Annotated in this window: 11 protein-coding genes; 8 read left to right on the forward strand and 3 right to left on the reverse strand. The window is 69.4% G+C overall.

The window, feature by feature from the left end; genetic code table 11:
• Positions 1–2: 2 nt before the first annotated feature.
• The 3 genes from secD (at position 3) to QBE02_RS02840 (ending at position 5,037) form a co-directional block, all read left to right on the forward strand.
• Positions 3–1,712 carry a protein translocase subunit SecD gene (secD, locus tag QBE02_RS02830; RefSeq protein ID WP_279367045.1) on the forward strand — a complete coding sequence of 570 codons (1,710 nt, stop codon included), beginning with the start codon at positions 3–5 and terminating at the stop codon, positions 1,710–1,712.
• On the forward strand, positions 1,712–2,698 hold the full coding sequence (secF, locus tag QBE02_RS02835; protein WP_056231669.1) for a protein translocase subunit SecF: 987 nt from the start codon (positions 1,712–1,714) through the stop codon (positions 2,696–2,698). Before secD ends, secF begins: the two co-directional genes overlap by 1 nt.
• A gap of 89 nt (positions 2,699–2,787) precedes the next feature.
• Positions 2,788–5,037: a RelA/SpoT family protein gene (locus QBE02_RS02840; protein WP_056231672.1), complete on the forward strand. Its 2,250-nt coding sequence runs from the start codon at positions 2,788–2,790 to the stop codon at positions 5,035–5,037.
• 13 nt (positions 5,038–5,050) lie between these two features.
• On the opposite strand, the gene QBE02_RS02845 is transcribed toward QBE02_RS02840, so the two are convergent.
• The 3 genes from QBE02_RS02845 to QBE02_RS02855 all read right to left on the reverse strand — a co-directional run bounded on the left by QBE02_RS02845 (position 5,051) and on the right by QBE02_RS02855 (position 7,694).
• A complete protein-coding gene (locus tag QBE02_RS02845; protein ID WP_279367046.1) occupies positions 5,051–5,593 on the reverse strand; it encodes a type IV toxin-antitoxin system AbiEi family antitoxin in 543 nt (180 codons plus the stop codon).
• Positions 5,594–5,657: 64 nt separating this feature from the next.
• Positions 5,658–7,271 (reverse strand): DUF349 domain-containing protein, encoded by a 1,614-nt coding sequence (locus tag QBE02_RS02850; protein WP_279367047.1) that lies wholly within the window; start codon positions 7,269–7,271, stop codon positions 5,658–5,660.
• 132 nt (positions 7,272–7,403) lie between these two features.
• Positions 7,404–7,694: a dioxygenase gene (locus tag QBE02_RS02855; RefSeq protein ID WP_279367048.1), complete on the reverse strand. Its 291-nt coding sequence runs from the start codon at positions 7,692–7,694 to the stop codon at positions 7,404–7,406.
• A gap of 116 nt (positions 7,695–7,810) precedes the next feature.
• Between QBE02_RS02855 and QBE02_RS02860 the strand changes: the two genes are divergently transcribed.
• The 5 genes from QBE02_RS02860 (at position 7,811) to ruvX (ending at position 14,171) form a co-directional block, all read left to right on the forward strand.
• The gene (locus tag QBE02_RS02860; RefSeq protein WP_279367049.1) at positions 7,811–9,226 is read left to right on the forward strand and encodes a replication-associated recombination protein A; all 1,416 of its coding nucleotides are present in this window, start codon (positions 7,811–7,813) and stop codon (positions 9,224–9,226) included.
• Positions 9,227–9,414: 188 nt separating this feature from the next.
• Positions 9,415–10,044, forward strand: a complete 630-nt coding sequence (gene rpsD / locus QBE02_RS02865) for a 30S ribosomal protein S4 (protein ID WP_056231683.1) — start codon at positions 9,415–9,417, stop codon at positions 10,042–10,044.
• A 636-nt stretch (positions 10,045–10,680) separates the two neighbouring features.
• A complete protein-coding gene (locus QBE02_RS02870) occupies positions 10,681–10,968 on the forward strand; it encodes an ATPase (RefSeq protein ID WP_074695157.1) in 288 nt (95 codons plus the stop codon).
• 63 nt (positions 10,969–11,031) lie between these two features.
• On the forward strand, positions 11,032–13,701 hold the full coding sequence (gene alaS / locus QBE02_RS02875; RefSeq protein ID WP_279367050.1) for an alanine--tRNA ligase: 2,670 nt from the start codon (positions 11,032–11,034) through the stop codon (positions 13,699–13,701).
• A complete protein-coding gene (ruvX, locus tag QBE02_RS02880) occupies positions 13,698–14,171 on the forward strand; it encodes a Holliday junction resolvase RuvX (protein WP_279367051.1) in 474 nt (157 codons plus the stop codon). Before alaS ends, ruvX begins: the two co-directional genes overlap by 4 nt.
• The last annotated feature ends 1 nt before the right edge of the window (position 14,172 follow it).

Below are 14,172 nucleotides of genomic sequence, written 5' to 3' on the forward strand. Positions count from 1 at the left end.
CCGTGGCGCCCTCGACTCCCGTCCGTCACGCCTGGCGCGTTTTGACCGGATTGCTCGCCATCACCGGCGTGCTCTTCGGCATCAACGCGCTGGGTGTGTACGTGTTCCACGCCAGCTCCTGGACCCCCGAGCTCGCGCTCGACCTCCAGGGCGGCACGCAGATCATCCTGCAAGCCCAGACCACCGACCGCGCCGCGCCCGACAGCGAACAGCTGGCGCAGGCCGTCACGATCATCCGCCAGCGCGTCGACGCCTCAGGCGTGGGTGAAGCCGATGTGGCCACCGAGGGTGGCCGCAACATCGTCGTGCAGATCCCCGGCCAGGCCGACGAGGCCACGCGACAGCGCATCCAGAGCTCGGCTCAGCTGCAGTTGCGCCCGGTGCTGTTCACCGGTTCGCCGGCGACCACGTTCGTGGGTCAGGACGGCGTGACCACGCCCTACCCGACGCCCGACCCGAACCTGCCGTCGACGCCCACCGCGTCGCCGACCAACGCGAGCGACCCGGCGTACATCACCCCGGCCCTGCAGGCGCAGTTCCTCGCGTACGACTGCGCGAACCCGCCGAGCAACCCGGCGCAGGCCCCGGCCGACCAGCCGATGATCACGTGCGGGACGAACGACGGCCAGAAGTACATCCTCGGCCCCGTCGAGCTCGACGGCACCGACATCTCGAACGCCACCAACGGCCAGGAGCAGAACACCGGGCAGTGGGCGGTCAACCTTGTCTTCAACGACCAGGGCACGCAGAAGTTCGCCGAGATCAGCCAGCGCCTCTATGGGGCGCAGCCGCCGCTGAACCAGTTCGCGTTCGTGCTCGACGGGTCCGTCCTGTCGGCGCCGTCGATGAACGGCATCATCGTCGACGGTCGCCCCAGCATCACGGGATCGTTCACGCAGGAGTCGTCCAAGGCCCTCGCCGACCAGCTGAAGTACGGCGCTCTGCCGCTGAGCTTCCAGGTGGTCAGCTCCGACACCGTGTCGGCGACGCTCGGTTCGCAGCAGCTGCAGGTCGGTTTCATCGCCGGTCTCATCGGCCTCGGGCTGGTAGCGATCTACTCGCTGATCGTCTATCGAGCGCTCGGCACGGTGATCATCGCCTCGCTCGGCGTGATGGCCGTCCTGACCTATCTCGCCCTGTGCATCCTCGCGTGGCGTGCCGGCTTCCGACTCTCGCTCGCGGGTGTCGCCGGTCTCATCGTCACCATCGGCTTCACGGCGGACTCGTTCATCGTCTACTTCGAGCGAATACGAGACGAACTGCGCGACGGCAAGTCGATCACCGCGGCGGTCGAAGACGGATGGTCGCGCGCCAAGCGCACGATCTACATCTCGAAGTCGATCAACATCCTCGCGGCGGTGGTGCTGTACATCCTCGCGGATGCCACGGTGAAGGGCTTCGCGTTCACGCTGGGTCTCACGACGGCCATCGACATTCTGATCTTCATCCTGTTCACCCACCCGGTGATGCAGCTGCTCGCTCGCACGCGTTTCTTCGGCTCGGGTCACCCCCTGTCGGGCATGGACCCGAACGCGCTCGGCGCCGTCTACCGCGGACGCGCGCAGTTCCGCGCCCCCGTGGTCGAGGCGGGCCGGGTGAAGAAGTCGCGCGGTGAGGCGCAGCGTCGACAGACGATCGCCGAACGCAAGCAGGCCGAGCTGGCCGCCGCCAGCCGCGGCGATAGCCGCTCCACGAAGGAGGGAGACGACTGATGCGCTCCATGTCGCAGCTCGGTAACGACCTCTACTCGGGGAAGACGTCCTTCCCCTTCGTGCAGCGTCGTCGCCTCTGGTTCATCATCGCCGCGGTTCTGGTCATCGGTGCGGCCCTCGTGCCGTTCATCCGCCCCGTGCAGTTCTCGATCGAGTTCACGGGCGGCTCGCAGTTCACGGTCTCGAACCCGTCAACGTTCGATCAGGGCCTTGCGACGCAGGCCGTGACGTCGGTGGTTCCGGACGCGACGACCCGCGTCACCACGATCAGCGACCAGTCGGTCCGCGTGCAGACCGACCAGTTAGACAACGACCAGACGCAGGCTGTCTCCGCAGCCCTCGCGACCGCCTATAAGGTGCCGGCATCCGAGATCACCAACTCGTTCATCGGACCGACCTGGGGCAATGACGTCACGCGCCAGTCGCTCTGGGGGCTGTCGATCTTCCTCGCGCTGACGTTCCTCATTCTCGCGCTCTACTTCCGCACGTGGAAGATGTCGGTCGCCGCGATCATCGGCCTCGTCGACGTCCTCGTGATCACGATCGGCGTCTACGCCGTCTTCGGATTCGAGATCTCGCCGGCTGCCGTCATCGGCTTCCTCACGATTTTGTCCTACGCGCTGTACGACACGACGGTCGTCTTCGACAAGGTGAGAGAGAACACCAGGGAGGACGGCGAGATCTCCGGACGCACCTTCTCGGAGTCGGTGAACCTCGCCGCCAACCAGACGCTGATCCGCTCGATCAACACCACGGTGGTCGCCATCCTGCCGGTGGGCGCGATCCTCTTCATCGGTGTGCCGCTCGGTGCGCGCACGCTCAGCGATATTTCGCTGTCGATCTTCGTCGGCACGATCGTCGCCGCGTACTCGACGCTGTTCGTCGCCGTGCCGATGTACGCACTGCTGCGCGAGAAGGAGAAGCCGATCGCTCTGCGCGACGCCCGCGTCGTGTCGGCCCGTGAGAAGGCGGGCGTCCCGGCCTGACGGCCGGGGCTCCCGCCCCTCGGGCCCGCACCTGGGACCCCCGCCGCGAGGCATAGAATCGATCTACTGGCCGTGAGGAAGGGGTGGCGATGACCGAGACCGCTTCCTCCGCGCCGCCGCCGTCCTCTCTGCGACGGCTGGTTCCGCGGATCTTCTCGCGCGCGGCCCGACGCGACGACGTCGACAAGCTGCTCCGCACGGTCCGCACGCATCACCCCAAGGGCGACCTCGCGATCATCGAGCGCGCCTATGCCGTGGCCGACAAGGCGCACGACGGGCAGAAGCGGCAGAGCGGCGAGCCGTACATCACGCACCCCCTGGCGGTCGCGCAGATCCTGGCCGAGCTCGGCCTCGGCCCCAAGGCGATCGCTGCCGCGCTGCTGCACGACACCGTCGAAGACACGGGCTATCCGCTCGACGAGCTCGCCGCCGACTTCGGCGACGAGGTCGCGATGCTCGTCGACGGCGTCACCAAGCTCGACAAGGTCAAGTACGGCGACAGCGCGCAGGCCGAGACGGTCCGCAAGATGATCGTGGCGATGTCGAAAGACATCCGCGTGCTGCTCATCAAGCTCGCCGACCGACTGCACAACGCGCGTACCTGGGGATTCGTGCCGCCGCACAAGGCCGCGAAGAAGGCCACGGAAACCCTCGAGATCTACGCACCTCTCGCGCATCGCCTCGGCATCCAGGCGATCAAGAGCGAACTCGAGGACCTGTCGTTCGCGGTGATGCATCCCAAGCTCTACGCCGAGATCGACAGCCTCGTCAAGCAGCGCACGCCTCAGCGCGAGCAGTATGTGCAGAACGTCATCGACGCCGTCGACGCCGACCTACGCGAACTCCGCGTTCGCGGCCGGGTGATGGGCAGACCCAAGCAGCTGTACTCCGTGTACCAGAAGATGGTGGTCCGCGGGCGCGAGTTCGACGACATCTACGACCTCATCGGCATCCGAATCCTGGTCGGCACCGTGCGCGATTGCTACGCCGTGCTCGGTGCGATCCACGCGCGGTGGACACCGCTGCCGGGGCGTTTCAAGGACTACATCGCCACGCCCAAGTTCAACCTGTACCAGTCGCTGCACACCACCGTGATCGGCCCCGGTGGGCGCACGGTCGAGATCCAGATCCGCACGCACGAGATGCACCAGCAGGCGGAGTTCGGCGTCGCCGCGCATTGGAAGTACAAGGAGCGGATGGCGGGTGGGAAGGCCGACGCCAAGGCCGTCGACGCCGACATGGCGTGGATCGCTCACATCTCCGACTGGCAGGCCGAGACCGCCGACCCGGGGGAGTTCCTCGACTCGCTCCGCTTCGAGATCGGCGCGAAAGAGGTCTACGTCTTCACCCCGAAGGGACGCGTGGTGGGCCTTCCCACCGGCGCGACCCCTGTCGACTTCGCATACGCCGTGCACACCGAGATCGGTCACCGCACGATGGGCGCCAAGGTCAACGGCCGCCTGGTGCCGCTCGAGTCGACCCTGCAGAGCGGCGACGTCGTCGAGGTGTTCACCTCGAAGAACCCCGATGCCGGCCCCAGCCAGGACTGGCTCGGTTTCGTCAAGAGCACCCGCGCGCGCAACAAGATCCGCGGGTGGTTCACGAAGGAACGCCGCGAGGAGGCCATCGAGCAGGGCAAGGACTCGATCGCCCGCGCCATGCGTCGGCAGAACCTGCCCCTGCAGCGCCTCATGAACCAGGATTCGTTCACCGAGGTCGCCCGACTCTTCCACTACGAGGACGTCTCCGCACTCTACGCCGCGGTCGGCGAGGGGCACGTCTCCACGCAATCGGTCATCGAGAAGGTCACCGCTCTCGTCAACGTCGAAGAGACCAGCACCGGACCCATCGACATCCCCGTCGGCCGCAGCCGTGCTCCGCGTGGCGGCGACTCCGGCGTCCTCGTGCGTGGGGCCCCCGACATCCTCGTCAAGCTGGCCAAGTGCTGCACCCCCGTTCCGGGCGACGAGATCGTCGGTTTCGTCACGCGCGGCAGCGGGGTGTCGGTCCACCGCGGCGACTGCACGAACGTGAAGTCCCTCAAGGAGGAGCCCGATCGTCTCATCGACGTCGAGTGGGCGCCGACGACGAAGAGCGTCTTCCTGGTGCAGATCCAGGTCGAGGCCCTCGACCGCTCGGGGCTGTTGAGCGACGTCACGCGCGTGCTGAGCGAGCACCACGTGAACATCCTCTCGGCGACCGTTTCGACCACGAACGATCGCCTCGCGCTCAGCAAGTTCGTGTTCGAGATGGGCGATACCGTGCACCTCGACCGTGTGCTCAACGCCGTGCGGCGCATCGACGCGGTCTACGACGTGTACCGCGTCACCTCGTCGTAGCACGGGAGACGGATCACCTCTGCGCCGCGACGTCGGCCAGCAGTGCGGCGCCCCTCCTCCCGTACGGGAACGTCGAGTGCCGGGCCAGCCATGCCTGGGCCTCGTGTCGCGACTCGACATCGGATGCCGCCCACTCGATCGCCGCGGCACGCTCATCCTCGTCTCCGGAACGCGCGAGGTCGGCGAGCGTTCGCCCCGGTGTGCTGAGGTGAACGCCCGCCACGAGCGTCGTGTCGGCGGCCGGGAGTCTCACGTCGTGGAACACCGCCCGGGTCGCGTCACCCGCGCGCGTCCGCGTCGGCCCCACCCGCTGGAGGTGATGCCGTCTCGGCTCGGTCGCCGTGCCGCCGTGCACCCACGCCGCCGTCAGCCGCACCCCGGCCCACCGTTCGCCGAGCAGAGGAGACAGGCTCCGTGCCCGCATCCAGACCGTCTCGACCGCGTCGGCCGGCATGAAACCCTCGCCGAGCGGCACCAGCAGGCCGTCGAGGCACGCCGCGCTGAGCTCGGTCAACGCGAGACGCTCCCCGGGGAAGAACAGAAAGGGCGACACCATCCCGTCAGTGTGACGGAGCGGTGTCGCCCGTGACGGTCGAACCGTCGAACTGTGGAGAACCCGATCAGCCGCCGAGGGCGCGCAGCCAGGTGCGACGCGCTTCGAGCGCCTCCGACGCCTGCGCGGCAGCACGCTTGTCGCCGCGCGACTCGGCCTCGGCCAGCTCGGCCTCAAGCTTGTCGATCGCGTCGGTGAGCTGACGCGTCATGTCGTTGGCGCGGGCCTTCTGCTCGGGGTCGTTGCGCTTCCAGTCGGCGTCTTCGCGGGTGCGCACGCTCTGCTCGATCTTGCGGAGCTCGTCGTCGAGGACGCGCTCCTTGTCGCGCGGGAAGATGCGTCCGATCTCGTCCCACTGACGCTGGATGGCAGTCAGCTTCTGACGGGCCGTGGCGAGGTTCTTCTCGTCGACGATCGGCGCGGCCTGCTCTAGGAGGGCGCGTTTCTGCTCGATCTTCTCCTTCGAGGCCTCGGCGTCGGCGGACTCGCGCTCGATGCGGGCTCCGTAGAGCACGTCGCCGGCGGCCTTGAACCGAGCCCAAAGGGCGTCATCGACCTTGCGGCCGGCGCGGCCCGAGGCCTTCCACGCGTCGAGGAGGTCGCGGTACGCCCCGATCCCGTCTTCGCCACGCGGGGCGAGGGCCTCGGCGCGCTCGACGAGACGCGTCTTGGCCTCGCGGGCCGACTTGTGGGTCTCGTCGAGCGACGAGAAGAACTCGCGGCGGTGACGATCGACCGTGGCACGCGCGTCGCGGAAGCGGCGCCACAGCTGCTGCGCGGTCGACTTCGACAGGCGGGGACCGTTCTGCTGGTGGGCCTGCCACCGGTCGAACAGCGCCGTCATGTCGGCGGTCATCTGCTTCCACTGGACCGTCTGCGGGTCGCGGGCGGCGAGGGCCTCGGCCTCTTCGACGATCGCGGTGCGCTCGCGCACGGCCTCTTCAGTGGCCTGCTTGGCGGCGACGGCCTCGGTCTCACTCGCTTCGGCGAGCTCTGCGGTGAGGGCGTCGACACGGGCGATGAGAGCGGCGAGGTCGCCCACCGCGGCCGCGCCCTCGAGCTTGCCGCGAAGGGTCTTCGCCGTCGAACGCAGATCCGACGCCGACGCGCCTCCGCGACGGTGGCGCGTCTCGATCAGCGTGACCTCACCGGCGAGGTCCGAGAACTTGCGCTGGAAGTAGGCCAGTGCCTCGGCCGGCGTGCCATCGGGGTACTGACCCACGACGCGCCAGTCGTCGCCCTCGCGGACCGAGACGGTTCCCTCGTCGTCGACGCGGCCCCAGGGCTGGGTGGCCGAGGTGGACGCGGTCTTGCCGGGAGGGGGTCCGGGGAGTCGGACGCCGGGACGCGGGGCGGCGGGCTGCGCGGCGACGGACTGCTCGTCGGGAGCGGCGTCGCCCTCGGACGTGGCGGCCTCTTCGTCTTCGGCCGACGCTTCGGCAGCGGGCTCCTCAGCGGTGGGCTCGGCGGGGGACGCGGGGTCAGCGGCATCCGTCGACTGCTCGTCGAGCGACGGGTCGTCGGACGACGCGTCGGCGTCGGAAGCGGAGGAGTCCTTCGCCGGAACGGCGTCGGGAGCGTCGGATTCCGCCTCGACCGGGGCCGTGGCGGTGGGATCGACCTCGGCGGTGCTCGCGTCGTCGCGCGGGTCGGAGGTTTCGGGAGTGGGAGCGGAAGTCACGGGTAGCACCTCATCGCGGCAGAACCGCCTGGGGGAGAAGGACCCTCCGAGCCTAGTACGCGCGACCGCTCCGACACAGGATCGTCGTTCCCGCCCCGCCGCGCCGCCGATCCGGCGGCGCGGGAGGATCGCTCAGGGTGCGGTCGACTCCGAGGGCAGCGGGACCGGGATCTCGGTCGGGACGGGGGTCTCGGGGCTGACCGTCGACGACGGTTCGGGGGTCGGCGCCCCGGGGCCGGTCACGAAGTACGCCGTCTGCAGGGCGATCGCCCCGGCGATCACGAGGAGCCCGACGATCAGGCCGACGAGGTTGTCACGGGTGCGGCGGCGTCCCTGACGGTCGTGGAGCTCCTGTCGAGCCTGATAGGCGCGCGCACGCTCGCGCTGCTCTCGGGTCCGCCGGTCTTTCCCACGCGCCGCCACATCGACCTCCTCCGCCCGTCCGGGCCCCTCGATCCTACAAACAGCGGTCGGGGCGTCTCGGATCGCGGCGGGGCACGGGAGGTCCCCGTGTCGGAGGCCCCGGTTAGCCTGGAGGGGTGACCCCTTCCTCCGCGCTCTTCCAGGGCCAGACGCCGCTGGCGGTGCGCATGCGGCCGGTGAGCCTTGACGAGGTGGCCGGCCAAGGGCATCTGCTGCGACCCGGGTCGCCGCTGGTCACTCTCGCGACGACAGACTCCTCGGCATCCGTCTCGGCCGCCTCGGTCATCCTGTGGGGTCCGCCCGGCACCGGCAAGACCACGCTGGCGCAGGCGATCGCCCGGTCGTCCGGGCGGCGTTTCGTCGAGCTCTCGGCCATCACGGCGGGCGTCAAAGACGTGCGCGAGGTCATGCAAGAAGCGCTGACGCAGCGAGATCTGTACGGCCAGTCGACCATCCTCTTCCTCGACGAGATCCACCGGTTCACCAAGGCGCAGCAGGACGCCCTGCTGCCGGGTGTCGAGAACGGCTGGGTCGTGTTGATCGCCGCCACCACCGAGAACCCGTCGTTCTCGGTCATCTCTCCCTTGCTCTCGCGATCTCTCCTGCTCACCCTCCGCCCGCTCGGCGACGACGACCTCGGCGCTCTCGTCGACCGGGCCGTGGCCGACCCACGCGGTCTGGCGGGTCGGGTGGTGCTCGACGACGACGCCCGGGCGGCCCTGGTGCGTCTGGCCTCCGGCGATGCGCGACGCGCTCTCACCGCCCTCGAAGCCGCGGCCTCGGTCGCGGGGGACGACGCGGGGGCCCCGACTCCTGCGGCCCGCGACGAAGACGATGACGAAGATGGAGACGACGAACAGGACCCCGGTCCATTCACCGGCGAGGGCGACGAACTGCCCGTCATCACCGCCGACCACATCGCCCAGGCCGTCGACCGCGCCCTTCTGCGCTACGACCGGCAGGGAGACGAGCACTACGACGTCATCAGCGCCTTCATCAAGTCGGTGCGGGGGTCGGATCCGGATGCCGCAATCCACTACCTCGCACGCATGATCGAGGCGGGGGAGGACCCCCGCTTCATCGCGCGGCGCCTCGTCATCTCGGCCGCCGAAGACATCGGCATGGCCGACCCGCAGGCCCTGCAGATCGCGGTCGCCGCGGCCGACGCGGTCGCGTTCATCGGCATGCCCGAGGGACGCATCCCCCTCGCCGAGGCGACGGTGTACCTGGCCACGACCGCGAAGTCGAACGCCGCCTACAACGCCATCAACGCCGCGATCGCCGACGTACGCGCCGGCGGCTTCGGTCGCGTGCCGATGCACCTGCGCGACGCGCACTATCCCGGAGCCAAACGCCTCGGCCACGGCAAGGGCTACAAGTACGCGCACGACAGCGACATCGGCATCGTCACGCAGCAGTACCTCCCCGACGAGCTCGTCGGCAAGCGGTACTACGAACCCACCAGTCACGGGGCCGAACGCGACGTGTCGGCGCGCCTCGAGAAGATCCGCCGCATCCTCGAGGGTCGCTGACAGCGCATCCGGAATGCGCCCGGCCCGCTCTGATAACATGAACCGGCTCGAAACAGGGTTTTCGGGCATCCCCTCCTTCCTGTGATCACCTTCCGGTGCGCCCCGGCGTGCGCTTCGGATCGGGCGGAAGGGGGCGATACGCCCGTGAGCCGTGAAAGGCGCGGCCACGTCATCGGAAGGAGAACTTCGTGACCACGAAGTCTCAGGACCGCCGCAAGGTGCGTCTGTCGCGCGCCCTCGGCGTCGCACTCACCCCCAAGGCCGCCCGCTACCTCGAGAAGCGTCCCTACGCTCCCGGCGAGCACGGCCGCACCAAGCGCAAGGCCGACAGCGACTACGCCGTCCGTCTCCGTGAGAAGCAGCGTCTGCGCGAGCAGTACGGCATCCGCGAGAAGCAGCTGCGCATCGCGTTCAACGAGGCCCGCCGCACCGACGGCCTGACCGGTGAGAACCTGGTCGAGCTGCTCGAGATGCGTCTAGACGCCCTCGTCGTGCGTTCGGGCTTCGCCCGCACCACCGCGCAGGCTCGCCAGCTCGTCGTGCACCGCCACATCATGGTCGACGGCCAGCTCGTGGACCGCCCGTCGTTCCGCGTGAAGCCGGGTCAGCTGATCCACGTCAAGACCAAGAGCGAGGGCCTCGAGCCCTTCCAGGTCGCCGCCGCCGGTGGGCACGCCGAAGTGCTGCCCCCCGTTCCGGGCTACCTCGAGGTCGACCTCTCCACGCTGCAGGCGAAGCTCGTGCGTCGCCCCAAGCGCGCCGAGGTGCCCGTCACGTGTGACGTGCAGCTCGTCGTCGAGTACTACGCCGCCCGCTGATCCCAGCGAGCACACGAAGGGCGTCGGGTTCTCCCGGCGCCCTTCGTCGTTTTCGGGTCGCGCTCTCGCGCGGCCCTTCGTCGTTTTCGGGTCGCGCTCTCGCGCGGCCCTTCGCCGTTCCCGGGTCGCGCTCTCGCGCGGCCCGTCGCCGTTCCCGGGGCGCGCTCTGCTCGCGCTGGATTCGTTCGCCCCAGACGGCGGGCCTTACCCGGCCCCGATGACCGTTTGCGGCGATCGAATGCGCACGCCGTGAAGTCGTGTGCCCGAAATGGCGCATGCTCCGCCGAGCCGCCGACCATACGCGGCAACCGAACGCGCACGGCGTTGATTCGTCTGCCCCAGATGGCGCATGCTCCGCCGAGCCGCCGACCATACGCGGCAATCGAACGCGCACGGCGTTGATTCGTGTGCCCGAGATGGCGCATGCTCCGCCGAGCCGCCGACCATACGCGACAACCGGCCGCGGGGGAGTCGATGCGGCCGTCCCGGACGGTGCCGGCGCGGGTGCGCGATGGGGCCGTCGGCGGGATGGACGCCGGAGACGCGGCATACAAAGGTCTGCCTTGTGCGTGGCGCGGGGCCCCTCGCCTACGATGGGGGATGCCGTGATCGCGGCGTCGTATCGAGGAAGAAGTGGTGATCGTGAAAAGCCTCGTCTGGTTCGCGCTGGGTATCGCCGGCGGTTTCGTCGCCGCCCATCTCGTCAACAAGGACCCCCGCGGTCAGGAGCTGCTCGCGCAGCTCGACTCGCGCATCGGTGAATTCACCGACCACATGAGCGACGCCTACCACCAGCAGGAGAACCGTCTCTCCGAGATCATCGACGACGCCAAGGGCGTCGCCTCCTCCGCTGTCGACAAGACCGGCGACGCGGTGGAATCCGCCGCAGCCGCGGCCAAGAAGGCCGTTTCCTCCTCCGACTGACCCCCTCCGGCCTCCCGCCCCCGGCACGTGGGGCGGATCCGCATGCGTACGGAAAGACCCGCCATGAAAACCGCCGAGATCGCCCAGCGCTTCCTCGACTTCTTCGAGAAGAAGAACCACACGATCGTCCCCTCGGCCTCGCTCGTCACCGACGACCCGGCCCTGCTGTTCACCGTGGCGGGCATGGTGCCCTTCATCCCGTACCTCAGCGGTGTCGTCCCGCCGCCGTACCCGCGCGCGGCCGACGTGCAGAAGTGCATCCGCACCAACGACATCGAAGAGGTCGGCAAGACCCCGCGTCACGGCACCTTCTTCCAGATGCTCGGCAACTGGTCGTTCGGCGACTACTTCAAGGAAGACGCCATCCGCTTCGCGTGGGAGCTGCTCACCGCGCCCGAGTCGGAGGGCGGACTCGCCTTCGACCCGAAGGACCTGTGGGTCACCGTCTACGAAGAGGACGACGAGGCCCGCGACCTCTGGCTGAAACTCAGCACCCTGCCCGACGAGCGCATCCAGCGCCTCGGCAAGGACACGAACTACTGGTCGACCGGCCTGCCGGGCCCCGCCGGCCCCTGCTCGGAGATCTTCTTCGACCGCGGCCCGGCGTACGGCATCGACGGCGGTCCCGCGACCGACGACGACCGCTACGTCGAGATCTGGAACCTCGTGTTCATGCAATACGAGATCACCAACGTGCGCTCGAAGTACGACTTCGACATCGTCGGCGAACTCCCCGCCAAGAACATCGACACCGGCATGGGCCTCGAGCGCATCGCGTTCATCAAGCAGGGCGTCGACAACATGTACGAGACCGACCAGGTGCGCCCCGTGCTCGACCTGGCCGCGAAGCTCGCGGGCAAGTCGTACGGCCAGGAGTCGCACGACGACGACGTGCGCCTGCGCATCGTCGCCGACCACGTGCGCTCCTCGCTCATGCTGCTCGCCGACGGCGTGACCCCCTCGAACGAGGGCCGCGGCTACATCCTCCGCCGCATCATGCGCCGCGCGATCCGCTCGATGCGTCTGCTGGGCGTCGAGGGCGCGACCTTCCCCGAGCTGTTCGCCGCCTCGCGCGACGCGATGATGGAGTCCTACCCCGAGGTCGAGGCCGACTACGCGCGCCTCTCGGCCTACGCGATCGCCGAGGAGCAGACGTTCCTGCGCACGCTGGCCGCCGGTTCCGCGATCCTCGACCAGTCCGTCGTCGAGGCCAAGAACGGCGGCGGTACCACCCTGTCGGGCTCCGAGGCGTTCCTGCTGCACGACACCTACGGCTTCCCGATCGACCTCACCCTCGAGATCGCCGAAGAGGCCGGGCTGTCGGTCGATCGTGCGGCCTTCGACACCCTCATGCAGGAGCAGCGCACGCGCGCCAAGGCCGACGCTCGCGCCCGCAAGGGGGCGATCGCCGACCAGAGCGCGTACCGCGAGTTCCGCGCGCTCGGTGAGACCGTGTTCACCGGCTACACCGAGATGCAGACGGAGTCGAAGATCCTCGGCATCCTCGTGCAGGGCCAGGGCACCGACCGCGCGTCGGAGGGCCAGATCGCCGAGGTCATCCTCGCCGAGACCGCCCTGTACGCCGAGTCGGGCGGCCAGGTCGCCGACAAGGGCGTCATCGTCGGCCCCGGCTACGAGCTCGAGGTGCTCGACGTGCAGCGCCCCGTTCCGGGCCTGGTCAGCCACACCGTCGAGGTCACCACCGGCGAGGTATCGGTCGGCGCGCCCGCGACGACGGTCGTCGACGCGCTCAACCGCCACGCCGCCCAGCAGGCGCACACCGCGACGCACCTCGTGCACGCGGCGATCCGCGACACGCTCGGCAAGACCGCGACGCAGACCGGTTCACTCAACCGCGCCGGCTACATGCGCTTCGACTTCAGCTGGGGCTCGGCCCTGTCGCCCGAGACCCGCACCGAGATCGAGGACATCGCCAACAACGCCGTCCGCGACAATCTCGAGGTCACCACGCGCGTGATGTCGCTCGACGAGGCGAAGGCCGCCGGCGCCATGGCGCTGTTCGGCGAGAAGTACGGCGACACCGTGCGCATGGTCGACATCGGCGGCCCCTGGTCGCGCGAGCTGTGCGGTGGCACCCACGTCGCCCGCAGCGCCGAGATCGGCCTGGTCAACCTCGTCGGCGAGCAGTCGGTCGGCGCCTCGAACCGCCGCGTGGAGGCCCTCGTCGGCCTCGACGCCTTCCGCGACCTGGCCGCCGAGCGCGCGATCGTCTCGCAGCTCAGCACGAGCCTGAAGACCCCGCGCGAGCAGCTGCCCACGCGCATCGCCGAGCTGGCCGCCAACCTCAAGGCCGCCGAGAAGAAGATCGCCGCCTTCGAGGCGCAGGCCCTGACCGGCCGCCTTCCGCAGCTGGTCGAGTCGGCCGTCGCCGTCGGTACCGTGCGCGTCGTCGCACAGAGCCTGGGCGAGGGCGCGTCGGCCGACGACGTGCGCTCGCTCGCCCTGCAGGTGCGCGACCGCCTGGGCACCGACCCGGCGGTCGTCGCTCTCGCGAGCGTCGCGGGTGGCCGTGCGACGGTCGTCGTCGTCACCAACGACGCCGCGCGCGAGCGGGGTCTCGCCGCCGGTGCCCTGGCGAAGAACGCCGCGGGCGTGCTCGGCGGCGGCGGCGGCGGACGTCCCGATGTCGCCCAGGGCGGCGGGACGGATGCCACGGCTCTGCCGCAGGCGCTCGACGGCATCGTGTCGGACGTGCGGGCGACCACCGCGTGACGGTGTTCCGGCGCGGCATCCGGTTCGGTATCGACGTCGGGCGTGCCCGCGTGGGCGTGGCACGGTCGGATCCGGACGGGGTGCTGGCCGTTCCGGTCGAGACCGTACCCCGCAAGGGGGAGCCGATCCGCCGGATCGCGGCTCTCGCGGCGGAGTACGAGGCCTTCGAGATCCTGGTCGGGCTGCCCCTCAACCTGCGCGGGGAGGACACGGCATCGACCACCGACGCACGGACGTTCGCGGCTGCTCTGGCGAAGGCGCTCCCCATGCCCGTGCGACTGGTCGACGAACGGCTGAGTACGGTCTCGGCGCACGGCGTGTTGAGAGAAGCAGGGCGTTCCCAGCGGGATTCTCGTAGCATTGTGGACCAAGTCGCCGCTGTGGTCCTTCTGCAGCAGGCGCTCGACGTGGAGCGACAGTCTGGCGAGCCGGCCGGACCCACCGTCACACCGGGACAGGAGCCCGCCTGAC

The organism is Microbacterium testaceum, from assembly GCF_029761935.1.
Taxonomy (GTDB): Bacteria; Actinomycetota; Actinomycetes; order Actinomycetales; family Microbacteriaceae; genus Microbacterium; species Microbacterium testaceum_A.